The sequence below is a fragment of the Phyllobacterium phragmitis genome, assembly GCF_002980495.1.
GTDB classification, from domain to species: Bacteria; Pseudomonadota; Alphaproteobacteria; order Rhizobiales; family Rhizobiaceae; genus Paramesorhizobium; species Paramesorhizobium phragmitis.
On record NZ_PVBR01000012.1, the window covers coordinates 48,081 to 75,000 of the forward strand.

A 26,920-nucleotide genomic window follows, 5' to 3' on the forward strand; every position below is an offset into this window, starting at 1 on the left:
TTCACCCCGCGAGAAAGCCGCCATCGATGGCGAAGACCGTGCCGGTCGCATAGTGCGATGCCGGCATGGCGAGAAAGACCACGGTGCCTGCCACCTCGTCCGGCGTGCCCCAGCGCTTCAGAGCGGTGCGTGCGGCAATCCGGTCACGATGAGCTATATCCTTGCGGCCTTCGGCATTGATCGCCGTCTCGATATAGCCGGGCGCGACTGCATTGACCCGGATGCCCTCCTCGGCCCAAGCAAGCGCCAGCGCCTTGGTCAGCATGACGACGCCTCCCTTGCTGGCGCAATAGGCCGGAATGCGCGGCAGCGCGGCAAAGGCGTTCATCGAAGCAATATTGACGATCGACCCGCCGCTCGCGGCAAGATGCGGGCGGAACGCCATCGACGTACGGAAGGTACCGGTCAGGTTGACGTCAAGGACACGCTGGAAGGTCTCGATTTCGAACTCTTCGTCTCGCGCGAGGATGCCGGCACAGTTCACAAGTGCATCCACCCGTTCAAACCGGGCGGCAAAGGCACTGACCGCCGCGTCGGACCGCACGTCGAGGGTCTCCAGCACGATATCCGGATTTGCGGACAGGGACGACCGATCGAGCGAAGACTGATCGTGGCCGGTGGCGGTCACCCGGGCTCCGCGCGCGTGAAAAAGGGAAGCGATTGCCGAACCGATATCACCAGCCCCGCCGATGACGACAGCGTTGAAATCCGGCGGAAAGGAAAACGGATCGTTCATTCCAGCACCTCAGATGCCGCCGACGGCGACGTATTTGAGCTCGAGGAAACCCTCGATACCGTATTTCGAGCCTTCCCGGCCCAGACCCGATTGCTTAACGCCACCGAAGGGCGCTATTTCGTTGGCGAGCATGCCGGTGTTGACGCCGACCATGCCGGCTTCCAGCGCTTCGGCGACCCGCCAGACACGGCCGAGATCGCGCGCATAGAAATACGAGGCGAGACCGAATTCACTGTCGTTTGCCATGGCAATGACCTCGACCTCGTCGCGAAAAGTGATTACCGGGGCGAGCGGTGCGAAGGTCTCTTCCTTGGCGACTTTCATCTCCTGCGTGATGCCGCTCATCACCGTCGGCTCGAAGAAAGTGCCGCCAAGCGCGCTGCGTTTGCCGCCGGCCAGCACCTTGCCGCCCTTGGAAAGCGCATCGACGACGTGTTCCTCCATCTTGGCGACGGCCCGGTCGTCGATCAGCGGTCCCTGGCTGGTGCCCGCTTCCGTACCGCGGCCGAGTTTGATTGCCGAGACCTTTGCCAGGAGCTTTTCGGTAAACTCCCCGGCAACCGCCTCCTGCACGTAGATACGGTTGGCACAGACGCAGGTCTGGCCGGCATTGCGGAATTTCGAGAGCATTGCGCCTTCGACGGCTGCATCAATATCGGCATCGTCGAAAACGATGAAGGGCGCGTTGCCGCCGAGTTCGAGTGACAACCGCTTGATGCCGTCGGCTGCTTCCTTCATCAGCCAGCGGCCGACTGCGGTCGAGCCGGTAAAGGTGATCTTCGCCACTTTCGGGTTGTGGCAGAACTCATGGCCGATCGGCCGCGCCTCACCTGTGATCACCGAGAAGACGCCTGCCGGAACCCCTGCCCGCTCCGCCAGCACGGCAAGCGCAAAGGCAGAGAGCGGCGTCTGGGCCGCGGGTTTCAGGATCATCGTGCAGCCAGCCGCGAGCGCCGGACCGGCCTTGCGGGTGATCATCCCGTTTGGAAAATTCCACGGCGTGATTGCCGCGCAGACGCCGACGGGCTGTTTCAGCACCATGATGCGCTGATGCTGGTTGGGCGCGGGAATGATGTCGCCATCGATGCGCTTTGCCTCTTCCGCGAACCATTCGAGATAGGCCGCATTCGAGACGATCTCGCCTTTCGCCTCGGCCAGCGGCTTGCCCTGCTCGGCGGTCAGGATCTGGGCCAGATCATCAGCGTTTTCGATGATAAGATCGTACCATCGCTTCAGCACTGCGGATCGCTCCTTGGCGGACTGCTTCGCCCAGTCGACCTGGGCGACGGCGGCTGCATCAATTGCTTCCCGCACGGCCTCGACGCCGAGATCGGGAACATGGGCGATGAGCGAGCCGTCGAACGGGTCGGTGACGGCGATGGATTTGCCGCCCTCGGCGCCTACCCACCGTCCGGCAACATAGGCATTGGCGGTCAGGAGGGATCTGTCCTTCAGGGCCGGAACCGGCTGGGTCGATCGTTCGTCCATGCTCTCTTCCTTCCGTTTCCGTCCGCCTCAGGCGGTGGCATAGTTGCTGGCAAAATCGCCTTCGTTGCGGATGGTCTGGAAGGCAGGTGCAGGTGCTTTCCAGCGCGGCGCCTTGGCGCCCGTCAACTTACTCAGGCTTTCGAGAACCGAGAGCCCCTCCTGCGACAGCGCCTTGGTCACCGCACCGGTATCCGGGAAATACGAACGGATGGCGTTGAGCCAGATCGTGCGGCCGGCGAGGAAGCCGCCCGCACCGGCCGCGTAGGCGTAGTCGAGCACCAGTTCGAACTTTTCCGGAGCCGCACCGCCCGACAGCAGCACCCACGGAATTCCGGCATCGGCGCAGATCTTGCCGACCGCGTCGAATTCGCGCTGGGCGGCGAGGGCTGCCGCGCTGCCGTCGCGCGCAGGCAGGCTGTTGGCCGCAAGCGGGCTTTCAAGCTTCAAGAGGTCGACGCCATATTCAGGCTTGGCGAATTCGCGCACGCTCTCGACAACGAGTTCCGGAAGCTTCGTCGGCGATTCGACGTAGTCCGCCGTATGCTCGACGGTACCGAGGAACGGGAAGACCAGCAGTTCGAGCACATAGGCGATATCGTGGCGGCGGCAGTCCTCACCGATCTTGCGGACGAATTCCTTCTGGTGCGCCAACACGTCGGTAGAGGCATCCGGCCGGTACCAGGCCAGAACCTTGACCGCGTCGCCGCCAAGTCGGCGGATCTTCTCGACGCTCCAGTCGGCGATGACCTTGGATTTCCGGCCGCCTTCAGTCTCTTGCGTGCGGTGGTCCTCCAGCGTCACAATCAACCCGCAGTCCGCCGGCAACACATCGATTGCGGCCGGGATCGCATAATTGGGGTCGAACAGCATCGAGCTGCAATGGGGGGCGAGATTCTCCACCAGCAGGCGCTTGGCAGTGATCATGTCAGAGAAGGGCACGGCCGATTTGCCGATGCCGCGCGCGGCGGCGATGGCTTCGAAGAGCGGCGGGCGCTGGTCGAGCGCCACCATGCAGAAATGGCCCTCGCGATTGGCGAGACGGGCAAGGCCACGGGTTTTACCGAGTGTAAGCATGACGTTTCCTTTTCAAGATGACTTCAATTCGTCGAGGGAGGGGATCGCAGCGCGGCCGCCCGGCCGTGTGCATTTGAAAGCGGCGGCAGCACCAGCAAAGACGAGCGCCTCGGGAACCCCGAGCCCCGCACCGATGGCGAAGGCATAGGCGCCGTGAAAGACATCACCGGCCGCGGTCGTGTCGATGACCTGCACCTTGGGCGCAGGCAGATGACGTAGGCCGGCGCCATCGCGCCAGGCGACGCCGTCGGCGCCTTGCGTAACGCCCACCATTCGGCACCCGAAGGCGGCCGCACGGGAGAGCGCCGCTTCGATCTGGTCACCGGCAAATCCGCGCAGGCCCGGCTCGGAAAAAATCGCGTGATCGGTGAGCGGCAGCAGGCGTTCGAACACCTCCACATCCGCCACGTCTCCATCAAGGACGGTCGGAATGCCTTGGCTGCGGGCGGCGCGAAACAGTACCTCCGCACCCTCGGGCCAGCGCGGATCGGCAAGAACGCAATCCGCTGATAGGGCCGCGAGCGGAAGCCAGGAGGGGTCTGCGGGATAGCGGCCGCGAAAGTTGACGATCTGCCGCTCGCCTGCCGCATCGACGATCACGCCCGACACGGACGAGGCGCCACCTTCGAACAGGCGGAAATTCTGAATCTCGACACCTTCGGCGGCAAAGCCGTCGGCGAGAATGTGCCCCGCGTCGTCATCCCCGGCGCGGCCCCAAAAGGATGCTTCGCCGCCAAGCCGCGCGACGGCGACCGCGGCATTCGCCGCCATGCCCCCCGGCTCGGTCAAATGTTCGACTGCGCGGATTTTCTCGCTTCCCGGTGCAAACGGCCTTTCGACGCGCCAGATCCGGTCGAGCGCCGAAAGCCCCAGGCATATGACCTTGGGATGCGCACCTTCGGGGATGGCAACGGAACCCATCATCGGATTGCGTCTCCGCTTGCCTTGACGAAGAGGTGTGCCTTGCCGGGCTGCACGGCCAGCTCAAGCATCTGCCCTGCCTTCGGCCGGAGTTCCGGGTTTACCCGCGCCACGCTGCTGATACCAGCGAGGTCGAAATGCACCAGCGTATCCGATCCGAGCGGCTCAACCAGATTAATCGTTACCTGCAAGCCTCCCGGCTGCCCCGGTGCATGAACGAAATGCTCGGGCCGGATACCGAGCACGGCTTCGTCGGTATCGGTCGAAACAGATCCCGGTATCCCGGAGGACGGCACCGCCACGTCCGGCGCGCCCGCAAAGCAGAAACCCTCACCCATGCGCCGTATATCGAAGAAGTTCATGGCCGGAGAGCCGATGAAGCCTGCGACGAACTGGTTCGCCGGTGTCTCGTAGACCTCTTCCGGGCGGCCATACTGCTGGATCTCGCCGCCCTTCAGCACGACAATGCGATCGGCCATGGTCATCGCCTCGATCTGGTCGTGCGTGACGAAGATCATCGTCGTCTTCAGCTCCTGCGACAGCGCCTTGATTTCAGCGCGCACCTGGCCGCGCAGCTTGGCGTCGAGATTGGAGAGCGGCTCGTCGAACAGAAAGACCTTGGGATCTCGCACGATGGCGCGGCCCATGGCGACACGTTGCCGCTGGCCGCCCGACAGAGCCTTGGGTTTGCGCTCGAGAAACGGTTCGATATGCAAAAGGCCTGCGGCATGGCGCACTTTCCGGTCGATCTCGGCCTTGGTCATGCCGCGCAGTTCGAGTGCGAAGGCCATGTTGTCGTAGACCGTCATGTGCGGGTAGAGCGCATAATCCTGGAAGACCATGGCGATGTCGCGTTTCGACGCCGGCACGCTGTTGACCTTCGTGTCGCCGATGAAGAGCTCGCCCGAGGTGGAGGGCTCAAGTCCGGCGATGATGCGCAGCAGGGTAGATTTGCCGCAGCCCGACGGGCCGACGAAAACGACGAATTCCTCATCAGCGATCTCGAGGTTCAGCCCCGGAATGATGGTCAGTTCGCCGAATTTCTTGACGATGTTCTTGATTGTGATCGATGCCATGATGTCACCCAAACGACAGGACCGGCTTGATGAGCTTGCCTTCGGCGAAGCGGGCGAAATTTTCGGGCAGATCGTCCAGCCCGAAGGCAGCGTCCACCAGCCTGCGGTAGCGATCCTTGTTGGCCCGCAGCAGTTCGACGTTGGGCTCGAAATCGCCCACTGGAAAATAGAAGGTCCGGATCATGTAGAAGTCCTTTCTGCGGAAGATCTTGCCTTCCTCGATGGTCCAGGGCGCGGCGTTTTCGCCTACAAGCATCAGGGCGCCGCGCGGCAGCACGAGCTCGATGCCGAGGTTGCGGGCCGCATGGGCGCCGGAGCATTCGAAGATCAGCTTGAAGCGCTTGTCGCGTGCGCCGACCGGATGTGCTTTTGCGCCGAAAGCGATGGCGATTGCCAGCCGTTCCTCGTTCGGATCGCTGACATGGATGTCAGCGTAGCCGAGGCTCGACAGTGCCAGCACGACACCAAGCCCCACCGGGCCGGCACCGGTCACGAGGACCGGCGCCTTCCCTTCGGGAGGAACCAGTTGCATGGCAAAGCGCACCGCATGGGCGGAAGTGCCGATCGTATCGAGGAGCAGCGGCGCAAGGTCATCCTCGATGTCGTCCGGCACCGGAAGCAGGCAGTTTTCGGGAACCGGCACATATTCGGCATAACCGCCCGGCCGGTTCCAGCCGATGAGACTCGACACTTCCAAGCACATCTGCGTGTCACCGGCCCGGCAGGCATCGCAATGACCGCAATGGACGGGGATGTAGATCGCACAGCGCTGACCGTTACGCGGATGTCCCGGCTGCTCGACAACGCCGAAAATCTCGTGGCCGGCAGTAAACTCGGCGCCCTTGTGCCAGAGCTTGAAGTCGGAGCCGCAGAGTGCCGTGCGCAGCACCCTGACCAGCACTTCGCCGTCGCCGACCGGCGGCGTGTCCTGGGTCTCGATGGTGATCTCGCGGTCGCCATGAAAAACGGAGGCACGCATGCGGGCATTTTTTCGGTGGTGCATGTTGGTCATCCCTTTACGGCGCCGAGGGTGAGCCCAGCGACAAGCCAGCGCTGGACAAGGATTGCGAGGCCGAGCGGTGGCAGCGCGATCAGCGTCGCAGCGGCCATCAGCGAACCCCATTGAGTGGAACCCTCGCCGACAAAGTTGAAGGCGGCGGCGATCAGCGTCTTCGTATCGGAGTCCGACAGGATCAACGCGAAGAGGAAGAAGTTCCACGAAAAAACGAAGGCGAGGATGGAGGCGACGGCAATACCGGCGCCGACAAGCGGCATGGCGATGCGCCAGAGAATGCGCGTCACCGAACAGCCATCCATCTGCGCCGCCTCGAAAACGCTGCGTGGAATATTGTCGAAGAACGGCAGCAGCACCCAGATGACGATCGGCATGGTGATGACCGCGTGGCTGAGGATGAGCGCCGTATAGGAACCGATCAGACCCACTTCGCGGAACATGATGTACCAGGGCAGCAGGAACAGCGTTCCCGGCGCCATGCGAGCTGCGAGCGTCAGGATCGCGGGCCACGTCACGCGCGACCAGGAGACCGCAAAAGCCGCCGGAATGCCGAAGAGAAGGCCGAGCAGCGTGGAGCCGATCGTGACGACGAAGCTGTTCACCGCATAGGAGAGGAACAGCGTCGTCTGCCAGAGCGTCACGTAATTCTCGAACGTCGGCTGGAAGAAAAGCGTCGGCGGATAGGCGGTCACTTCGAACGAAGGCTTGAAGGACGACAGGACCATCCAGACCGTCGGAGCAAGGATCATGATGCCGGCAATGGTAAGCTGAAGCGTGTTCAGCCAATAGAGCCAGCGATCGGAGCGGGAGAGTTCGTTCATCGTCGTCTTCTTTACCAGGCCACTGCATTGCGCAGGCGGTTCAGCACCAGCACCGCGGCGAGCACGATGGCCGACAGCGTGATCATCAGGGCACTGGAATAACCGATGTTGAAAAATTCGAAGCCGACCCGGAAGCCGTATATGTTGAGCGTGTTGGACGCATTGCCCGGACCGCCCTGGGTCGTGATGTAGATGATGTCGAAGAAGCGCAGCAGATCGACGCTGCGCAACACTGCGGCGGTGACGATTGTCGGCAGGAGAAGCGGCAGTGTGATGCGGCGGAATATCCGGAAAGAGGAGGCGCCATCGATCTGCGCCGCCTCATAGACACTCGGCGGCAGCGACTGAAGGCCGCCGAGTACGATCAGCGCGACGTAGGGCGCCCACTGCCAGGTATCGATCAGCGCGATCGTGGGGATGACCCAGACCGGCGAGGCAAGCCATTCGGACGGGGGCAGGCCGATGGATTCGAGAATGTAGTTGGCAGCCCCCAGCGACGGATCGAGGATGACCAGCCACATCATGCCGGCCACGACGGGCGGCATCATGAAGGGCGAGATCAACAGCGAGCGCAGGAAACCGGACAGGCGTTTTGAATGAAACAGCAGCATCGCCAGATAGATGCCCGCGACCAGTTGCAGCACCATCGACAGGATATAGAGCGCGAAGGTGACGTACAGGCCGTTCCAGAACTCTCCGTCAGCCGCCAGCTTCGAATAGTTGGCAAGCCCTGAAAACGATCCCTCCCCCGTTGCCGAGAACGAGTGAAAGCCGAGCCAGACCGTATAGACGACCGGAAAGGCGATCATCGCGACGGTGAAGACGATCGCTGGCGCGGACAGGGCAGCCAGCTGCCTTCCCTGACTGTTGGTCGAACCATGTGTCATGAGTCGGTTTCTCAACTATTCAAAAGGAATGGTTCGGGCCCCGCTCGCACGGAGCCCGGATTTTCACTTGCGGGCAATCAGCCCGTCGAGAGCGGTATCTGCCGCAGCGCAAGCCTCGTCGACCGGCTTCTGCCCAAGGAGCACGTCTTGAACCGCTTGACCGATGTAGTCACGCGATTCCGGGTTGGCGACGATCGGGTAGCCGACTTCCGAGGACCCGTCGGAGGCAAGCACATCGAGCGCTTCCTGCCAGCTTGCCCGGACCGGAGCTTCGCTGATCCACGCCTTGTATTCCTCGTCCGCCGCGACGGACGGGCGAGGTGCAGCCACGCCCTGAAGCGCCAGGCGCTTTTGGATTTCCGGACTGGAGGCCCACTGCACGAAGTACCAGGCTGCATCCTTCTTGGCGCTGTGATTGGAGATTGCCAGCCCCCAGCCGATCGCCGTCGGGACCATGCCTGCCTCGCCTGCCGGTAGCGGAATGACGTCGGTGTCCTTGAGACGCTCGCCGCCTTCCATGATCGTGCGCAACTCGTTGGAGGATTCGAAGGCCATCGCCGCCCGGCCACTGCGGTAGAGCGCGGATATCTGGTAGAAGCTGTAGTTGGCCGCACCGGGCGGTCCGTATTCGCGCATCAGATCTCCATAATAGGAGATCGCCTTCTTGCCTTCCGGCGAGCAGAGCGCCGACTTGCCATCGACGATGTAGGTTCCGCCAACATTGTGCAGGACGTTGCTGAACGTATAGGCGATGGCCGGCTTCAGGCCGCGCGATGCGAAAGGTGTCACGCCGCTTTCGCAAGCCTTCACCTTCTCAGCCGCTGCCCGGACGTCATCCAGCGATACCGGCTTGGCAATGCCGCATTTTTCGAAGATGTCAGTCCGGTAGTAGAGGAGCGGCCCTTCGAGATTGAGCGGGACGCTGGTGAGCTTATCGTCGAACGTCGCGGCCTTCACAAGTGCCGGGCTGATGCCGGCAAAATCGTATTCCGGCGCAACGGCGCTCTGCGTGTAGTCAGAAAGGTCCGCGTACCACCCGGCTGCCGCAAACTGCCGGCCTTCGCGAGACGCGAGCGTCATGAAGACATCGACCTCGTCGCTGCCCGAGTTCAGCACCGTCATCAGGCGCTGGCGCATCTGCTGCTCCTGATAGGTATCCACCTTGAGCGTGATGCCGGTCAGTTCGGTGAATTCGTCCTTGTAGGACAGCACTGCCTGGGACCAGGGATTGTTGTTCGACAGGAACGATACCGTTTCGCCCTCATGCGCCTTCCAGTCGAAAGCGAAGGCGGACGTCGCCACGCCGGAAAGCAGAACCGATATCGCAACTGCGCGGACGGATAGAAGTCTTGGCATTTTTTCCTCCACTAGTGGCCACCGAAATGGCGGCATCCTCAACGCTCCTCCCGAGCATCATTTGAATGTAACCGGTTACATAAATTAGTTGAAGCAGAACTGTCAACCGGTGGGAAAGGTAAATTTCCGTTGTTCATCGGCGATTTTTTCGTTTGACTTCCGCCGATCGAACGTCAAAAAGCATATGTAACGTTACATTCACGAGCGCGTCATGAACGAAAAAATGGAAAAGACCGGAATACGGACAGTTGCAAAACTGTCGGGCTTTTCGACGGCGACCGTATCGCGCGCACTCAACAATCCGCAGAGTGTCAGCGAAGACACGCGAACGCGTATCCAGGCCATTATCGAACAAACGGGCTACGTGCCGCATGGCATGGCGAGAGCCTTGTCCAGCAACCGGACCCGCACCATCGGCGCGATCATCCCGACGATCGACAACGCGATGTTTGCGCGCGGGATCGAGTCGCTGCAGAAATATCTCTCCTCGCGCGGTTACATGCTGATCCTGTCGACGAACGGCTATGATATCGACGCCGAACTGGAACAGGCGCGCAATCTCGTCGGGCGAGGCGTGGACGGGCTGATCCTGCGGGGAGACTGCCACCATCAGGCCTTGCGTGATCTGCTCGTGACACGCGACATTCCGTTCATCAACGTCGGCATCTACAATCCGTCGCAACCCCATGCCAGCATCGGCGTCGACAACGAGGCGGCCGCGCATCGTGCCATGATGCACCTGATCGAAATCGGTCACCGGCGGATCGGCGTCGTCAGCGCGCTCCAGCGCAACAACGACAGGGCGAGCGCCCGGATCCGTGGCTTCAAGCGCGCACTTTCCGAAAACGGCCTGAACCTGCCGACGCAATGGCATGTCGAGGTCCGCTATACGCTCGATGATGCACGGGAGGCCGCGCGCCAGATTCTGACCGGCAAGAACGTGCCGACGGCAATCGCCTGCGGCAATGACGTGCTCGCCTACGGCGTCATGCTGGAAGCCGAACGGCGCGGCCTCAGGATTCCGACCGACCTTTCCGTCGTCGGCTTCGACGACCTCGAATGGAGCCGCCATCTCCGTCCCGCACTGACGACCCTGCACGTTCCGACCGACCTGACGTGGAAGGGCGCCGGCGAATATATTCTGGCGCGTCTTGAAGGTCATCGGGTTCCAAATCACTACGAGATCGACTATTCGCTCGTCGTCCGGGAATCTACCGGCGCCCCTCGGCGATGAGCGCCTGATGCTGTGGAGACCATCAGTGTCCAGTCGCATACAACCAGTCATACCTTTCGACAGGTTGGAGCGAGTTGGTGGTTTTGAGTTTTTGAGCGTCCCGGGCGGCGGTCGAGCACGGCGGCGCTGAGGATGCGCGAATGGTATCGGCGAACCGGTTTTGGGTGCGATGCTGCCAGCCGTCGGCGACGGAAGCGAAAGCGTAAGAGCGGTCGCGCAACTCTTCCTGGAGATCATCGATCAATAGGTCGATGCTGCAATCCCGGCCGACGACGCGTGCCAGCGTCTCACGGGCCACCGGTTCGGTGGAGGCGAAGATTATGGCCTCGACGCGCAATATCCATTCGCGCCAGCGCAGTTCCGCCGGCAGATCCTCCAGCCCCCCGATCGAACAACACGTCATGTTGCGGATTTCCGTCCGTCTGGTCGGGCCGGGATCGTCGCCGGGCGCGGCCAAAAGCACTGCATCGTGTAAGCCTGCTTCGTCCTCGCCCCGGCCCATCAGCCGGGCGGTGACCGCGGCGCACTTCAGCGCTTAGCGGGACCGGTTTCCGTTCGGATCAGCCCGAAACGGCAAGTTCCGTTTCGCGATCGAATAGATGAATGTTTTCGAGAGAGATGTGGAGGCGAATGACGGCTCCCCTTTCCACGCCAGGTCTTCCGCTATGCGCCACCACCAATTGCTGTGATGCCACGCCAGCGGTGACGAATGTCATGCTCCCCGTGGATTCGACGCTTTCGACGTCAGCATTCAAGGCAAGGTCGCCCTTGACCGGCGCGAACGACAAATGTTCGGGCCGCAGGCCCGCCCATAATCTCGATCCGGGATTAAGTTTTCGGTTGAGAACCAGAGGCTGCGCCAGATCTTGTTCGATCACAAGCGATTGCCCATCAGGTCCGACCACCACGGGAATGAAGTTCATCGCCGGAGATCCGATGAAGCCGGCGACGAATTTGTTTGCCGGCTTGTCGTAGAGATCGAGCGGGCTGCCCTGCTGTTCCACCACTCCTAAACGCATCACCACGATATGATCAGCCATGGTCATGGCCTCCACCTGATCGTGGGTGACATAGACCGAGGTCGCTTCCAGCCGCTCATGCAGCTTGCGGATTTCGCTGCGCATATGGACACGCAACGCCGCATCCAGATTGGAGAGCGGTTCGTCGAACAGAAACACTTTCGGATTGCGCACGATGGCGCGGCCCATGGCGACGCGCTGCCGCTGGCCACCAGAGAGCGCTTTCGGCAACCGGTCGAGAAGCCCGCCAAGGCCCAGCGTCTCCGCCGCCGCCCGCGTGCGCGCGGCGATCTCCGGCCTGGGCCGGCGCTTCAGGCGCATCGAATAGTTCATGTTGTGCTCGACATCCATGTGCGGATAGAGCGCATAGGACTGGAACACCATGGCGACATCGCGCTCGCGCGGCGGCTTGGCGATGACGCTTGTGCCCGCGATGCGGATATCACCGGAACTGGTCTTTTCAAGCCCCGCGAGCGTGCGCAGCAGGGTGGACTTGCCGCAGCCGGACGGCCCTACAAGCGCCACGAACGAGCCGTTCCGAATAGCGATGTCAATATTCTTCAGCGCGTGAAATCCGCCATAGTGCTTGTTGAGATTGTCGATCTCGATCTGGAGCATGGTATCACCTCATTTCAGCGCGCCGGCGGTGAGCCCGCTGACGATGCGCCGCTGCAGCAGCATGAAAATCACAAGGATGGGCGTCACATAGATCGCGGCATAGATCATGATGCCGTTCCAGTCATTGGCGTTGGGGCCCATGAAGCTCTGGAGGCCGACGCTCGCCGTCTGGAGTTCGTTTTTGGCGATCAGCGAGCGGGCATAGACATATTCGCCGAAGGATTGCAGGAAGATCAGCACCGAAGTGACGAGAATGCCGTTCTTCGCCAGCGGCAGCATGATGTTGAAGAACGCGCCAATGCGCGACGAGCCGTCGACCAGCGCCGCATCCTCCAGTTCGCGCGGCAACTGCACGAAAGTGGCGCGGCACAGCACGATATAGAGCGGCAGCATCTTCGCCGTTTGCGCGAGAATCACCGCGAAACGCGGGCTCGCCAGAAGGCCCAACTGGTTGAAGGCGACGAAGATCGGCGTCACCATCAGCGAGGACGGCAGCACCTGCATCATCAGGATGGCGAACAGCGCCATGTCCATCCAGATATTGCGCACCCGCGCCAGCACATAGGCGCAACCGGTTCCGAGCAGGGTCACCAGAGTGGTGACGCCGACGGCGATCAACAGCGAATTCCAGATATACCGGCCCATATCCCGGGCCTTCCAGACCTCCAGGAAGTTCCATTGCGGATCGCTGGGCCAGAAGCTTGGCGGATACTGGAAGATTTCCGTGCTGGCCTTGAAGGCCGTCAGATACATCCAGTAGAGCGGGAAGAGATAGATCGCCGTAATCGTGAGACCGATTATGAGAAGGATGGTGCGTTTCATCGGCTCTCTCCTCAATAGCTGTGTTCGTGGTGGGTGGAGCGGACATAGACGGCGGCGACCACGATGACGAACAGGATCATCATCACGGAAACCGCGCTGCCGAGCGAAATTTCGTAAGTCTGGAAGGAGAGCTGCCACGACCAGTATTGCGCCACGTTCGAACTGTTCGCCGGACCGCCCTGGGTGAGCGCCGCGATCAGGTCGAATTGCTGCAATGTGAAGATGACGCCAAGCGAAATCACCGCGCCAAGCTGCGCCCGCATCAAGGGAAGCGTGATCGACCGAAACCGCTCGAACGCGCCCGCCCCATCCAGCTCCGCCGCCTCATAAACATCGCGCGGGATGCCGGCGAGCCCTACCGACAGCAGCAGCATATTGAAGGGAATGCCGAGCCAGACATTGGCGATGATGACGGCATAAAGCGCGACATCGGGGTCGGACAGCCAGAAGATGCGCTCGTCCGTGACGCCTGATGACATCAGGATATAATTGATCACGCCAAAATCCCCGGCGAGCAGCCATTTCCAGATGGCGCCGACAACCAGCGCGGGCATGATCCATCCGGCGAGAAACAGGCCGCGCAGCCAGGTGGCGCCCGGAAAATCCTGCTGAAAGAACAGCGCCAGCCCGAAACCGATCGACAGCTGGAACACGATGGAGAGCACGACGAACTTCACCGTGTTCCAGAAAATCGTGGAGGCCAGCGGCTGCGACAGGATATCGTAATAGTTCTTCAGCCCGACGAAGGGCCGGTCAAACGAGGCGATGGTGAACATGTCGACCGTCTGCAGCGACATGATGATGTTGTAGATGATCGGGAAGGCCGAAAACGCCACGAGATAGACGAGGGCGAGAAGAAGCAGAAGAATATCAAACCCGCTGCCGTCCCGGATCGTCCTGATGATGCCTTGCATGTGGTCGTTCTCCCCGGTCTTTATTTTTTACGCTGGCGGGGCACAGCACCCCCCTCTGTCCTGCCGGACATCTCCCCCACAAGGGGGGAGATTGGCTGACATCAACAATGGCGCTTATCCTGCAAACGTCTGCGATTGGTGCCGAACATCCATGAAGGCCAATCTCCCCCCTTGTGGGGGAGATGCCCGGCAGGGCAGAGGGGGGTTGCCTCGCGCTTTCGTTACAACAGCCCTACTTCCCCAACACCGCATCGATCTGCTTTTGCGCCGCCCCAAGCGCGGTCTTCGGATCGCTCTGGTGCGTCAGGGATGACTGGATCGCCGTGTAGATCGCCTTGGAGATTTTCGGCCATTCGGGATGCGGGCCGCGGTTGCGGGCGTATTTCATGCTCTCTTCGAAGACAGCGTAGATTTCCGGCGACTGCGGATTGTCCACCTGCACCTTGGACGCAGGCAGGAAACCGAAGCGGTTCCAGACTTCGGGCATTTTCGAATGGAGCCATTCGAGCAGGATGAAGGCTTCCTTCGGGTGCTTCGAGTTGGCGAGGATGACATTGTCGCCTTCTCCCAGCGCCGATGCGCGCGGCGCACCATCGTGGGGAACGGGGAGCAATGTTGCGCGATAATCGAACTTGGCGTCCGTCGCCATGCGCGGCAATTCCCACGGGCCGGAAATCGCCATGGCGGCATTGCCCGCATTGAAGGTGGCAAACGAATCGTACTGGCCGCGGATCAATGTGTCGGGCGATGCCAGCTTTTCATCGAGCAGTTTGCCCCAGGCTTCCAGCACCTTGACGCCGCCTTCGGTATCGACCTTGTCATAATCGCCGCCGGTCATCTGCAGCCAGGGCAGGAACTGGAACGTGCCCTCCTCCGTGGCGACAGCGGAAAAGGCGAGGCCGTAGACATTCTTCGCTGGATCGGTGAGCTTTTTCGCCGCCTCGTAAAGCTCGTCCCATGTCCTTGGCGGCTTGTCCGGATCGAGCCCCTTGGCCTTGAACATGTCGACATTATAGTAAAGGGCAATCGTATTGGCGCCGCGCGGAAGGCCATAGATCTTGCCGTCCCACGTCACCGAGGCGAGCGGTCCCGGAAAAATGTCGTCCTTCTTGACGATCTTCGATTCCGCAATCATCGGCGTCAGATCAAGCAGCAGCCCGCGCGAGGCGAAAAGCGCCACCTCCGGATTGTCGATATAGGTGACATCCGGTCCTTCCCCCGTCGCCGCAGCCCGCGCCAGATCGTTGACCATATTGCGGAACTCGATCGTCTTGAGATTGAGCTTGATATCCGGATGCGCCTTCTCGAACTCGTCCTTCAACAGGTAGATATACTGGTCCGCTCGGTCGATGGTCCAGATTTCCAGCGTTACCGGCTCGGCCTGTGCGGTCGCGGCGGTGAACAGCGCTCCCATAAAAGCTATTGGGCCTGCCATCCATTTTACGATGCGTTTCATGCCTTATTCTCCTCCTCAGCATGATCCCGAAAAGTTGCAGACTTTTCGGATAAGATCATGCGGCTAAAATAATGCTATGAACCGGAATTCCCATCCGGCGCGGGTAATCAGGGGTTGGCGATGAAATCACCGCCACGGCAATGCTTCAGATAATTGAGCGAGTGAACCTGCCCGGTCATCTCCAGATCATTGCGATAGACCGGATCGTGCCAGCCTTCGATATCGATGGAGCCGGGCCAGCCCGCCAGACGCAGTTCGGAGATCACGTCCGTCCAGTTGGTGTCGCCGAAACCCGGCGAGCGCATAAACACGAACTTCTCCTTGCCGAACACCCCATGCTCGCGGATCACCTCCCAGCGAATGGTCGCGTCCTTGCCATGCACATGGAAAATCTTCGAAACCCATTTGCGGATCTGCGGCATGGGATCGATCAGATAGACCATCTGGTGACAAGGCTCCCATTCAATGCCAAGATTATCGGCGGGAACCTCGTTGAAGATCATTTCCCAGGCATCCGGGTTATGCGCGATATTCCAGTCGCCGCTCGCCCAATTGCCATCCATGGCGCAATTCTCGAACGCCAGCCGAACGCCCTTGTCGGCGGCGCGTTTGGAAAGCTCGCTCCAGACCTTTTTAAATTGCGGCAGGCTGTCCTCGATGGGCTTGCCGCGCACCCGTCCGGTGAAGCCCGCAATCGTGGTTGCGCCGAAAAGATGCGCATGATCGATCAGCGCCTCCCAGCCTTTCAGCGTTTCCCGGTCGATCTCGGTATCTTCAAGCGGATTGCCGAACATGCCGAGCGTCGAGATGGTGACATCCTCGTCACCAATCGCCTCCTTCAACTGCGCGGCCAACGTCGGCAAATCCTTGTTCATCACCTGCCAGAAGAACGGCTCGATGCTTTCGAACCCGTGGGGCAGGATGCTTTTCACAGTGCTGGCCGGATCGGGCGCATTGGCCTTGATCATCGTGCCGATGCGGATGGATTTTGCCGGATTGCTCAATTCTGGGATTCCTTTCAAATCGTTATTTCCACGCGTCGCCCGGTTTCAGCACTGTCAATCGCGCCGAACACCATTGCGAGGCTCTTGATGTTTTCCGCGCCCACCGTTTCGGGCGTCGGGCCGCCACGTGTGGCACTGATAAAATCCTGCATAACTCCGAGGTGGCCGCCCACGCGGTCGGGGGCATCGAGGGGAGGGATCTCGACGGCGGCCACCTCGGAAAACAGGCCGTCTAAGCCGCTAGCGACGGCTTCGGCCTGTATGTCGTCATGCCCGTCCCAGACGAGCGTGCCTTTGGTGCCAACGATGCGCCAGGCGCTTTCCCAGCTCGTTCGCAGGCCATCGGCGCACCAGCTGCCGCGATAGGTGAAAATCGCGCCATTGGAAAACTCGAAAATCGCCGCAGCGGATGAACCCTGGCTGTACCATGAATTAGCCGGCTCCCATTCCCGCGCATAGACGGCGCTTGCCGCATCATCGGCAAGCAGGCGGGCGGCATCGAAGGTGTGGATCGCCATGTCGTGGAAGAGCACATGGCGCATTTCCTCGCGAAACCCGCCGAAATGGGGGCCAAGGAAGAAATCGCAATGGAGGCTCGTCACCTCGCCGATTGCGCCTGAACGGATCAGCCTGGCGATGCGCCGGATCTGCTCGAGATAGCGCCGGTTCTGGACGACGGCATGGATGCGCCCTGCCGTCTGCGCCCGCCGGATCAAGTCGCGGGCCTCATCCAGCGTTTCGGCCATCGGCTTTTCCGTCAGCACATGACAACCGGCATCGAGGCCGGCGGCAACGGTGGCATGGCGAGCACTGGGAATAACGATATCGAAGAGGAGATCCGGTTTGGTTTTCGCCAGCACGGCTGAAAGATCATCGGAAACCATAGCAGTTGGCAGATCGAATTCGCCGGCGCGTACGCGGGCCCTCTCAGCATCAAGATCGACGACCCCGACAATGTCGATATCGCCAATGGCGCGTGCTGCCTCGAACCATGCTTTGCTCATAGCTCCGCAGCCGACTAAAACGGCACGCTGCATTTTATTCCTCTCCTCCCAAGGAAGTCACTTAAACCGATTAAATCGGTTGCAAATGCTTTCCGTAAACGTTTACGATATCAATCTAACGGTTTGTTTTTGTCAATCCCTCTTTTTCGGTGTTAAAGATGACAGCTTCCCAACTGGGCCGTCATTCTCGGGCTTGTCCCGAGAATCTACGACGGAGCGCTCAATCAGGACGGTAATCACTTTCCTTCTTCTTATGGCAGATTCTCGGGACAAGCCCGAGAATGACGGCAGGACAAGGAGCGTTGCCCTGCCAGTGATGACAACTCTAGTAAGAAAGGAAAAAACCTTGAGCATTCGAGATCTTGCCCGCCATCTCGACATCTCGATCGGAACCGTCTCACGCGCCTTGAACGGCAAGGCGGACGTCAATCCGGAGACGCGCAAGCGCGTGCTGGAGGCGGCCAAGCGGCTTGGCTATGTGCCGAACCAGTCCGGGCGCAGTCTTCGCCAGGGAACGACGAACACGATCGGCTTCATGATCGAATCCACCATCGAGACCGCCGATACCGGCGGCACCTTCTTCATGCCAGTGTTCGAAGGCGTGCAATCGGTCTTCCGCCGCCATCATCTCGATCTGGTCGCCCTTCTCTGCGGCACGGACGAAGACCCCGCCTCCTATCTCAACCGCGTGGTCACCCGGCGCTTCGTCGATGGACTGATCATTTCGGCAACGGCACGTAATGACCCGCGCATCGATTTTCTGCTCGAACGCAACATTCCCTTCGTGGCGCTGGGACGCAGTGCGACGGTGGGAGACTATCCCTGGATCGATCTCGATTTCGAAGGCGTCGCCGCCGCTGCCGTCGAGCGCTTAGCCGGCTTCGGACACCGGCGGATTGCGATCGGCACGCCGGCCAGCGATCTCAACCTCGGCTATGTCTTTCTTGGCGGTTATAAGCGCGCACTCGCAGACAACGGCATTGGTTTCGATCCTGATCTCGTCCTGCCCGCTAATGGAAATGAAGAAGGCGGCTATCAGGTAGCGTGTGCGCTCCTGGCACAAAAGCCCATGCCGACCGCGATCATTCTCGTCAACGAGAACATGGCGATTGGCCTTTATCGGCGCCTTTACGAAGCCGGAATTCATCCCGGACGCGATATTGCGGTCATCGGCTTTCGCGAGAGCACCCAAAGCCGGTTTCTGTCGCCAACGCTGACATGTTTCCGGATTTCGTTGCGCGAGCTCGGCATCAAATTGGCCGAGGCCCTGCTTTCAACCTTGCCGGCGTTTGCTGGCCAATATCCGCAGGAACGAACCAAGTTGGTCTGGCCGATGGAACTGGTGCCAGGTGAAAGTGATCGATTTTCATTGCCAAACAACATCGGCTCGGCCTGATCCTGCACCCTCGGCCTTGATGGCAAAGGTCTGTTGCCAAATCATATGCTCATCGAGTGCGAGGAGATTGTTTGTCAGGCCGATCTCAATGCTGGCCCTGCTGTTTGACATGCTCCGCTCGCCGATCCTGCGCCTGACCGTGGCGCTAGTTTTCGCCGCCCTCGCCGCATCACCGGATATGCGCTCGCCCACGGCGTCACCAAGGAAACGGCGCCTTGCGACATCTGACGGCAAATCTTCTACATCGCCGCCGGCGACACCGTGGAGGTTGCGGCGTTATTGCAGCTAGAACGGTTCCTGTTTTGATGGAATCGTCTAGCCTTATCATTCTGCATCGCCGGAACTGTGGAGATGACGAGGCATGGATTCCTGTGACAAGCACAGGAATGACGGAGGATTGACTATTCTCGCCAATATTGGGCGTTTTCACCCCGCAGAACGATAGCTTATAGGAACGAAAACACCCCCAAATCGCGCATTGGAATGGCTCGGGCAAGATCGAGGAAGGATTGTGCCGCTGGCGATAATGTGCGTCCGGAGCTCCAGACGAGGCCAATACGTCTTTTGGCACCGAAATCCGGGATTGGACGGAGAACAAGCCGGGTGGCGCCGAGGACCGGCAAGGTCAGCGTCGGCAGCGCCGTAACACCAAGTCCCTGCGCAACCAGTGCACCGGCAGTGGCGAGATGGGCGACCTCGAAACGCGGTTCGAGAACGCGGCCGATGCTCAGACAGGCCCCGTCCAGCAATTCGCGCACGCTGGTTCCCCGCGCCATTGCGATGAACGGCATGTCGAGGAGCTCTGACCAGGCGTAGCTGCGATCTTCGGCCAGAGGTCCGTCAGAAGTTCCTACGGCGACGAACTCGTCATCAAGGATGCGGTGGAAGGATAGCCGCGCGCGGGTGCCGACCGTTCCAGCGGTGAACCCGATATCCGCTTCACCCGACTCCACTGCATGCAGGACACTGTCGGATAATGTGTCGAGTATCCGTAAATCGACATTCGGATGTTCAAGTGTAAAGCGCTGAAGGAGACTTGGCAAAAGACTGGTCGTGACCGAGGGGAGGCCCGCGATGACCAACCGGCCGTTGCGTACCGCAAGGTAGGATTCGAACTCGACCATTCCGTTGTCAGCGGTGTTGAGCATTCGCTCGGCGATGTCGGCAAGCAATAGGCCTTGGGCGGTCGGTACGACGTTGCGTGTGTCGCGGTCGAAAAGGCGGGTTCCCAGGCATTCCTCGATCGCACCAATCTGTCGTGACAGCGACGACGGAGAAACTCCCAGATTCTCAGCCGCTGCCCGAAAGCTTCCGTTGCTGGTGAGGGCACGAACGGCTTGATAATCGTCGAGGGAGAGTTTGTTGCGCATCCTGCGTTAATTATTGCGGTAGGCGCTATTTATCGCAACAGATTTTTCGGGAAGACTGTAACAGGACCCCTATGCGGTTCGTGAGGGAGGAAAATCATGAACACGACTTTGCGTGCCCTGATGGGCGCATCCTTGTTGACTCTGCCCATAGCGGCGATGGCACAGGATACCGATATTCTGATCGGATCGACCTCTGCTTCGTCGAGTCATTACGGATATTTCGTGGCGGTTGGCCAGCTCATCAATGAGAAGGCTGACGGGCTCAGCGCTTCGGTGGTGGAGACCGGTGCGACGATGGACAACATTCGCCGAATGGAACGGGACCAAGTGGACCTTGGACTTGTGACGACGAATGTCGCTCAGCATGCCGTGGCTGGCACGAAAGAGTTCGACGGCAAGGCGCGGGACCTGACGCTTCTGTGGGTCTACACAGGCGCACCGCAGAACGTGGTGATTCGCGCCGATGCTGGGGTGGACAGTCTCAAAGGTCTGGAAGATGTGCGTTTCAACCCGGGAATCCGGGGATCCGCCACGGAAACGACGACAGAGGCGGTATTCGACACGCTGGGTCTCAGCGCCGACTACGTCCGCGGTTCGACCACTGATATCGTTGACGCCATCAAGGACAACCGGGTCGCAGGCTACGTGAAGTCCGGCGCGGGGCAGAAGCTCGACGCCTCGACGATGGACATCGCGACGTTCACGGACATCCGGGTTCTCGGCCTGACGCCCGAGCAGGCCGATACGTTGCGCGCCGAAATGCCCGACATCTCGGTTGTCGACATTCCTGAAGGCGCGGCGAAAGGCATCCCTGCCTACACGACGTGGAGTTTTGGCGTTGGCGTCGGCGCACCCTCAACTCTGGACGAGGAAACCGCCTATAAGATCGTCAAGGCGGTGATGGAGGATGACACGGCACAGGCGAACGCGATGGCCAGCCTCAAGGAGGATGACATTTCCGAATTGACGCTGACCTATGGAACGGTCCCTCTTCACCCCGGCGCGGCGCGCTGGTTCAAAGAGCAGGGTATTGACCTGCCTGAAAAGCTGCGGCCTGCCGAGTAAGCCATGACACTCGAGCGCATGCAAAACGGGCTGGCACTGCTGGTCGGGGCGTTCGTCTTCTGGACAGCCGCCACCGGGCCCTTCGAAGGGCTGGTCCAGCGGGCCCTGTTTCTCGCACTGGTGGTGGCGCTCGGGTTTGCCCTTTACCCGCTGGGCACCGGCACCCGCTGGCGGCCCGTCGGGCTGGCCATCGACCTTGCGCTGACTGCGGTAACGGCCATCGCCTGCGGCTATATCGTCTGGAACTACGAGACGATCATGGGCTCACTGCCCTGGGCCACCGGATGGGACATGGCGATGACTGGAGGCTTGATCCTGGCCGTGCTGGAACTGGGACGGAGAACCGTCGGGATCATCTTTCCGGCGCTGGTCGTGGCGGGGTTGGCCTATGCCCTGCTCGGAGAACATATTCCAGGATCACTTGGTCACCGTGGGTTCGATCCAGCCTTCGTGACCGAGACGATTTTTCTTGGCGATCTCGGAATCTGGGGAATGTTGACCGGAGTCGCGGCAACGGTCATCGCGGCATTCGTGCTGTTCGGTGCGCTGTTGCTGCATTCGGGTGGAGGCCAGGCCTTCATGGACCTGGCCATGCGTCTTGGCGGTCGCCAACCGGGCGGAGCGGCCAAGATCGCCACGATCGCCAGTGGTCTGTTCGGCATGATTTCCGGTTCCGCTGTCGCCAATGTCGCGACGACAGGCAATTTCACCATCCCGATGATGATCCGGCTTGGCTATCCCAGACCGTTCGCGGCGGCGGTCGAGGCGGTGGCGTCGACCGGTGGCCAGATCGCACCTCCGATCATGGGAGCCGCGGCTTTCGTCATGGCCGAGATTCTCGGGGTTTCGTATCTCACCATCATTGTCGCAGCGATCATTCCGGCTGCGCTATTCTACCTGTCCGTCTTCGTCACCGTGCATATCGAGGCGCTGCGTCGCAACCTCGCCATCGTACCGGAGAACGACCTGCCAGCCTGGAGCATCATTGCCGCGCCGCGTCGGGTGCTGCCGATTCTTGCCGCGCTGACCGGGCTGGGCGTCGGCATCTATCTAGGCCGATCCGTCGCCACGGCGGCGTTCTACGGCATTGTCGGACTTCTGGTTGCCTTTGTTGCGACCCAAGCCGGACGGCTGAGCCCGCGCGAGATGGCAGACCGCATCATAGAGGGACTTTCCGACGCGGGCAGAGGCATGGTCATCATCGGTGTCCTCCTCGCCGGAGCACAGGTCTTGGTGGCGATGATTAACCTGACCGGCATCGGCGTGACATTGTCGTCGCTGATCGTGGCCATTGCCGGCGATTCCACAGCTCTGGTTGCATTGATCGTCGGACTCGTCTGCCTCATCATGGGGATGGGACTGCCGACGACCGCGGCCTATGTCCTGGTCGCTGCGGTGCTGGCACCGGCGATGACTGCGGTCGGGGTCGACCCGCTGGTCGCACATCTCTTCGTGTTCTATTTCGCGACCATCTCTGTGATCACGCCACCGGTCTGCGTGGCGGTCTTCGTGGGCGCGGGGATCGCACGGACCAACTGGTTACCCGCCGCCTTTGAGGCAGTACGACTAGGTGCAGTGACCTATGTCGTGCCGTTCATGCTCCTGCTTTATCCGGGCATGACAATGCGCGGCGGTGTGCTGTCGGTCATCGAAGCGCTCGTCTCCGGTTTTGTCCTCGTGTTGGCGATCCCCGGCCTCCTTTCCGGCGCCCGCCTGACCGGAAAGCGGGCTGTTGATCTGGCCTTGATGATCACAGCGATCGGTCTTGCGATCTGGCCTCACCCAATCGCCCCCTTCGCGGCGCTGGCACTCCTGATCGGGGGACGGGTGATCGGGCGGCGGCAAGGCGAGGTGTTGGCATGAGGACGATTCGCGTCGGCGCAGGCGCGGGTTTTTCCGGTGACCGGATCGAGCCCGCGGTCGAACTTGCCGAGAAGGGAGAACTCGATTTCCTCGTTTTCGAGTGCCTGGCGGAACGCACCATCGCGCTTGCCCAGTTGGCGCGGATGGCCGATCCGAATGCAGGCTACGACCCGATGCTCGAACGGCGGATGCAGGCGGTACTTCCGGCCTGCGCTGCGCGCGGCACACGGATCATCTCGAATATGGGTGCGGCGAACCCGCTTGCCGCAGCAGAAAAGGTGCGTGAGATCGCCGACCAGCTTGGGCTTGGCAACCTCAAGATCGCGGCGGTGACGGGCGACGACGTGATCGACGCGGTGATCGACGGCAGTTTTGTCCTTGACGAGACAGGCGCGCCCGCCTGTGCTTTGGGCGACCGTCTGATCTCGGCCAACGCTTATATCGGTGCTTCTCCAATCGTCTCGGCGCTGGAGGCTGGCGCAGATATCGTTCTGACCGGGCGCGCGTCGGATCCCGCCATGTTTCTTGCGCCCCTCGTCCACAGCTTTGGCTGGGCGATGGATGACTGGCACCGGCTGGGGTGTGGCACGGTCATTGGTCATCTGCTGGAATGCGCGGCACAGGTCACCGGGGGCTATTTCGCCGACCCGGAATATAAGGACGTGCCGAACCTCGCCCGACTTGGCTTTCCGCTGGCCGAGGTCGCGAAAGACGGCGATGCCGTCATTACCAAGGTCGCCGGAACCGGCGGCCAGGTCACCCGCGCGACTTGTACCGAGCAGCTGCTCTACGAAATACACGATCCCTCCTGCTATGCGCAGCCGGATGTCATCGCGGATTTTTCCCGCGTGACTCTGGCTGAGGATGGCCCCGACCGCATCCGGGTATCGGGTGCAACCGGGACGCCGCGCACGGGCATGTTGAAGGTGTCGGTGGGTTATGACGACGGATGGCTGGGCGAGGGACAGATCTCTTATGCCGGACCAGGAGCCGAGGCGCGGGGGCGGCTGGCGATCGAACTGCTTCGAGAGCGTCTCGCGGCGAACGGACCCGCCGTCCGCGAAACCCGGGGCGAGCTGATCGGCGTCGATGCCATTCTCGGAAATGACGGGGCGTATCCCTGCACCCCGCGCGAGGTTCGTGTCCGCTTCGCCGCGCGATGCGTCACGCGTGCTGATGCCGCCCGTATCGGCGAAGAAGTCGAAAGTCTTTATCTCAATGGTCCCTCGGGCGGAGGAGGCGCGACCCGCAGCGTTCGCCAGATTCTCGGCGTCGCCTCGACATTGATCCCCGAGGAATTGGTGGAGACCCGCGTTCAGATGGTGGAGAGCTGAGAGATGCGTCTGCGTGAACTGGCTCATTCCCGCACCGGCGACAAGGGAGACACCTCGAATATTTCCGTCATCGCCTACCGGGCCGAAGACTGGCCCCTGATCCGCGAAACCGTGACCGTCGCCAAGGTCACTGCGCTATTCGGCCCCCAGATCGCAGGCGAGGTCACACGCTATGAGTTGCCGCAGCTCTGCGCTCTGAATTTTGTCCTCAAGGGCGCGCTGAGGGGCGGCGTGACGCGATCGCTCGCGCTCGACGCCCATGGCAAATGCCTCGGCTCCGCCATTCTCGAGATGGAGGTTTCAGCCCACGACGGAGGAACCGGCGCGGGCCACTGATCTTCAAGACCAACCCAGGGAGGGAAGCAATGAAATGTGGCCTGAAAACCGGACTTATAGTCGGAACGGCTCTGGCGGGGCTGACGCTTTCTGTTCACGCAAATGAACACGACGCTCCTGACTGGCTTCGTGTCATGTCCGAAACGACGTTCGATGGCGTCACCAATGACCTGGTAACCGGCGGTTTCGGTGTCAGCGGGATGATCGCGGGGCCGGATATTTCTTACGCCGACCCATTTGCGCCGACGGCCGATGAGCTTCGCCGTGCCTCAATCATTACCGATGGCTCAGCAGGCTTTGGAAAGATTTACGGGCCGAATGTGGATGCGGCGAGTGGTGAGCCGATCCTGGGTGACGGCAAACTGGCCGGGACCGAGTACCTCGCATATGCGGATGACGGGAGTGGCCGCCAGAACGTGTCGTTCCTGCTTCAACTGCCAGAGACTTTCGATCGGGAAAGCCCTTGCATCCTCGCTGTTCCGGTAGGCGGCTCGGCCAGCCTTTATCGCAATATCGGGAATATCGGCTACTGGGGTCTCCAGAAAAATTGCGCCGTTGTCTACACCGACAAGGGGCTCGGCAACGGGTTCCACGATCTCGCCAGCGATACGGTGACGCTGATTGACGGCACTCGAAGTTCGGCCGACGAGGCAGGTGCCGCTTCCCACTTCACGGCTGATCTCGATGTCCCGGCCCGCCAACAGTTCCTGAAGGAAACGCCGCACAGGATTGCCTTCAAGCATGCCCATTCCCGGCAGAATCCTGACTCCACATGGGGCCGGGACGTAGTGCGCTCGATAGAGTTCGCTCTGTATCAGCTCAACGCCGTAGCGCCTGCTGCTCCGCTGACGCCGGACGATACGCTTATCATGGTCGCGGGCAACTCCAATGGTGGCGGCGCGGCCCTTAATGCCGGTGAAGAGGATACCGAAGGGTTGATCGACGGTATCGTCGCGGCACAACCCCAGGTGCAACTTAAACCCGATGACCGCGTGACCGTGGCACGCGGCGACAACATTCGAAAGGGATCAGGCCGCCCTCTGCTCGACTACTTCACCTATGCCATCCTCTATCAGCCTTGCGCGGCAGCAGCGACACCGGATGCGCCTTGGGCGGACCGGGTTTCTTTCGCGGAAAACAGGTGTGAAAGCCTGATCGAACGCGGCCTGGTGGACAGCGAAACGGTCGCGGAGGCAGCCGGGGAGTCGCTTGAAAAGCTTCGCGCCTATGGCTGGGAGCCCGAATCCGACATGCTTCACGCCTCGCATTACGTGATTGCGCCGACGGCCACCGCGATGAAATACGCCAGTTCGCAGGGGCGGTTCGGGGTGGAAGATCGGCTTTGCGGCTACAGCATCGCCTCGGTGGATGAAAACGGGAAACCGCAGGCTGTTCCGGAAGAAGAGCTGGCCGTCATTTTCGCCAAGGCCCCGGGCGGCGCGCCCACAGGTTCCATCGATGTCGTCAACGACCGGGACCCGGAAGGGCCGACACGCGACTATGTCTCGCGCTCGCCGAGTAGCGGGCGGCAGGACTTCAATCTCGACGGCGCACTGTGCCTGCGAGGCCTTGTCACCGGCGAGTCCGAAAACGCGGCGCGCGTCCAGAAGGGGATCGACGAGGTTGCCGGCAACGCCGATCTGCATGGCACACCCACCATCATTGTCCACGGACGCGCCGATGCGCGGGTGCCGATCGGCTTCACCTCACGGCCTTATCTTGGTCTCAATGCACTGAATGACGGATCCGGCAACTTGAGGCTCTATGAGTTGACCAATGTCGAGCATTTCGGTGCCGGACTTCCGGGATACGCGAAACACTTCGTGCCTATCGACCCCTACCACATCGCGGCGCTGGAGCTCATGTACGCGCATCTCACCGCAGGCGGTGATCTGCCCCCCAGCCAGGTCGTGCGCCCCGAGATTGGAACCGAAGGCGCGGGTGCGGGCGGCACCAATCTCGTCCTGCCGGAAATCGCCGCGACACCCGACACGGCCGACCTCATCGATGTCGCGAATGGAAAGGTGACCGTCCCCGATTGATGAGCGCTTGGTGATGGGACCGGCCGGGATTCCGCTGCTATCGTCAGTCCCTCCGCGACCGCGCCGATC

General features: G+C 61.1%; 24 protein-coding genes. 7 read left to right on the forward strand and 17 right to left on the reverse strand.

Annotated features, from left to right (window positions below):
* Position 1: 1 nt before the first annotated feature.
* From C5748_RS16395 to C5748_RS16435, 9 genes are all read right to left on the reverse strand, one after another.
* Complete coding sequence (locus tag C5748_RS16395) at positions 2-736, reverse strand: SDR family NAD(P)-dependent oxidoreductase (protein ID WP_105743010.1); 735 nt, start codon at positions 734-736, stop codon at positions 2-4.
* A gap of 9 nt (positions 737-745) precedes the next feature.
* Positions 746-2,224 (reverse strand): NAD-dependent succinate-semialdehyde dehydrogenase, encoded by a 1,479-nt coding sequence (locus C5748_RS16400; protein WP_105743011.1) that lies wholly within the window; start codon positions 2,222-2,224, stop codon positions 746-748.
* 27 nt (positions 2,225-2,251) lie between these two features.
* Positions 2,252-3,298, reverse strand: a complete 1,047-nt coding sequence (locus tag C5748_RS16405; protein ID WP_105743012.1) for a tagatose 1,6-diphosphate aldolase — start codon at positions 3,296-3,298, stop codon at positions 2,252-2,254.
* Between the two features lie 12 nt (positions 3,299-3,310).
* Positions 3,311-4,222, reverse strand: a complete 912-nt coding sequence (locus C5748_RS16410) for a sugar kinase (RefSeq protein ID WP_105743013.1) — start codon at positions 4,220-4,222, stop codon at positions 3,311-3,313.
* Positions 4,219-5,295, reverse strand: a complete 1,077-nt coding sequence (locus tag C5748_RS16415) for an ABC transporter ATP-binding protein (RefSeq protein WP_105743112.1) — start codon at positions 5,293-5,295, stop codon at positions 4,219-4,221. Before C5748_RS16415 ends, C5748_RS16410 begins: the two co-directional genes overlap by 4 nt.
* Positions 5,296-5,299: 4 nt before the next feature.
* Positions 5,300-6,298, reverse strand: a complete 999-nt coding sequence (locus C5748_RS16420; protein ID WP_425350268.1) for an alcohol dehydrogenase catalytic domain-containing protein — start codon at positions 6,296-6,298, stop codon at positions 5,300-5,302.
* 5 nt (positions 6,299-6,303) lie between these two features.
* Positions 6,304-7,131: a carbohydrate ABC transporter permease gene (locus tag C5748_RS16425; protein ID WP_105743015.1), complete on the reverse strand. Its 828-nt coding sequence runs from the start codon at positions 7,129-7,131 to the stop codon at positions 6,304-6,306.
* 11 nt (positions 7,132-7,142) lie between these two features.
* Positions 7,143-8,018, reverse strand: coding sequence for a carbohydrate ABC transporter permease (locus C5748_RS16430; RefSeq protein ID WP_105743016.1), 876 nt, complete (start codon positions 8,016-8,018; stop codon positions 7,143-7,145).
* Between the two features lie 63 nt (positions 8,019-8,081).
* Positions 8,082-9,374 (reverse strand): ABC transporter substrate-binding protein, encoded by a 1,293-nt coding sequence (locus tag C5748_RS16435; protein WP_105743017.1) that lies wholly within the window; start codon positions 9,372-9,374, stop codon positions 8,082-8,084.
* 211 nt (positions 9,375-9,585) lie between these two features.
* Between C5748_RS16435 and C5748_RS16440 the strand changes: the two genes are divergently transcribed.
* Positions 9,586-10,608, forward strand: a complete 1,023-nt coding sequence (locus C5748_RS16440; RefSeq protein ID WP_105743018.1) for a LacI family DNA-binding transcriptional regulator — start codon at positions 9,586-9,588, stop codon at positions 10,606-10,608.
* Positions 10,609-10,630: 22 nt separating this feature from the next.
* On the opposite strand, the gene C5748_RS29505 is transcribed toward C5748_RS16440, so the two are convergent.
* From C5748_RS29505 to C5748_RS16475, 7 genes are all read right to left on the reverse strand, one after another.
* On the reverse strand, positions 10,631-11,065 hold the full coding sequence (locus tag C5748_RS29505) for an SMC-Scp complex subunit ScpB (protein ID WP_425350270.1): 435 nt from the start codon (positions 11,063-11,065) through the stop codon (positions 10,631-10,633).
* 103 nt (positions 11,066-11,168) lie between these two features.
* Positions 11,169-12,245 carry an ABC transporter ATP-binding protein gene (locus C5748_RS16450; RefSeq protein ID WP_105743019.1) on the reverse strand — a complete coding sequence of 359 codons (1,077 nt, stop codon included), beginning with the start codon at positions 12,243-12,245 and terminating at the stop codon, positions 11,169-11,171.
* 9 nt (positions 12,246-12,254) lie between these two features.
* Positions 12,255-13,067: a carbohydrate ABC transporter permease gene (locus C5748_RS16455; RefSeq protein ID WP_105743020.1), complete on the reverse strand. Its 813-nt coding sequence runs from the start codon at positions 13,065-13,067 to the stop codon at positions 12,255-12,257.
* Between the two features lie 11 nt (positions 13,068-13,078).
* Positions 13,079-13,981 (reverse strand): carbohydrate ABC transporter permease, encoded by a 903-nt coding sequence (locus C5748_RS16460; RefSeq protein WP_105743021.1) that lies wholly within the window; start codon positions 13,979-13,981, stop codon positions 13,079-13,081.
* Between the two features lie 232 nt (positions 13,982-14,213).
* On the reverse strand, positions 14,214-15,437 hold the full coding sequence (locus tag C5748_RS16465) for an ABC transporter substrate-binding protein (protein ID WP_199194818.1): 1,224 nt from the start codon (positions 15,435-15,437) through the stop codon (positions 14,214-14,216).
* A 107-nt stretch (positions 15,438-15,544) separates the two neighbouring features.
* Positions 15,545-16,441, reverse strand: a complete 897-nt coding sequence (locus C5748_RS16470) for a sugar phosphate isomerase/epimerase family protein (protein WP_105743114.1) — start codon at positions 16,439-16,441, stop codon at positions 15,545-15,547.
* Positions 16,442-16,455: 14 nt separating this feature from the next.
* The gene (locus tag C5748_RS16475) at positions 16,456-17,478 is read right to left on the reverse strand and encodes a Gfo/Idh/MocA family protein (RefSeq protein WP_105743022.1); all 1,023 of its coding nucleotides are present in this window, start codon (positions 17,476-17,478) and stop codon (positions 16,456-16,458) included.
* Positions 17,479-17,791: 313 nt separating this feature from the next.
* Here C5748_RS16475 and C5748_RS16480 point away from each other — a divergent pair, with 313 nt between their 5' ends.
* Positions 17,792-18,841 carry a LacI family DNA-binding transcriptional regulator gene (locus tag C5748_RS16480; RefSeq protein ID WP_245581838.1) on the forward strand — a complete coding sequence of 350 codons (1,050 nt, stop codon included), beginning with the start codon at positions 17,792-17,794 and terminating at the stop codon, positions 18,839-18,841.
* Positions 18,842-19,287: 446 nt separating this feature from the next.
* Here the strand turns inward: C5748_RS16480 and C5748_RS16485 are convergent, their stop codons facing one another.
* Positions 19,288-20,211, reverse strand: a complete 924-nt coding sequence (locus C5748_RS16485) for a LysR family transcriptional regulator (RefSeq protein ID WP_105743024.1) — start codon at positions 20,209-20,211, stop codon at positions 19,288-19,290.
* Positions 20,212-20,307: 96 nt separating this feature from the next.
* On the opposite strand from C5748_RS16485, the gene C5748_RS16490 reads away from it, so the two are divergent.
* Genes C5748_RS16490 through C5748_RS16510 form a run of 5 tightly spaced genes read left to right on the forward strand, consistent with a single transcriptional unit; the run spans position 20,308 to position 26,851 of the window.
* A complete protein-coding gene (locus tag C5748_RS16490) occupies positions 20,308-21,276 on the forward strand; it encodes a TAXI family TRAP transporter solute-binding subunit (RefSeq protein ID WP_105743025.1) in 969 nt (322 codons plus the stop codon).
* A 3-nt stretch (positions 21,277-21,279) separates the two neighbouring features.
* Complete coding sequence (locus tag C5748_RS16495; RefSeq protein ID WP_105743026.1) at positions 21,280-23,139, forward strand: TRAP transporter permease; 1,860 nt, start codon at positions 21,280-21,282, stop codon at positions 23,137-23,139.
* Entirely contained in the window at positions 23,136-24,473 is a 1,338-nt protein-coding gene (locus C5748_RS16500; RefSeq protein ID WP_105743027.1) for an acyclic terpene utilization AtuA family protein, read from the forward strand. The genes C5748_RS16495 and C5748_RS16500 overlap by 4 nt, the downstream gene beginning before the upstream one ends.
* A gap of 3 nt (positions 24,474-24,476) precedes the next feature.
* Positions 24,477-24,809 carry an AtuA-related protein gene (locus C5748_RS16505; protein ID WP_105743028.1) on the forward strand — a complete coding sequence of 111 codons (333 nt, stop codon included), beginning with the start codon at positions 24,477-24,479 and terminating at the stop codon, positions 24,807-24,809.
* A gap of 29 nt (positions 24,810-24,838) precedes the next feature.
* On the forward strand, positions 24,839-26,851 hold the full coding sequence (locus C5748_RS16510) for a 3-hydroxybutyrate oligomer hydrolase family protein (RefSeq protein ID WP_280953487.1): 2,013 nt from the start codon (positions 24,839-24,841) through the stop codon (positions 26,849-26,851).
* The last annotated feature ends 69 nt before the right edge of the window (positions 26,852-26,920 follow it).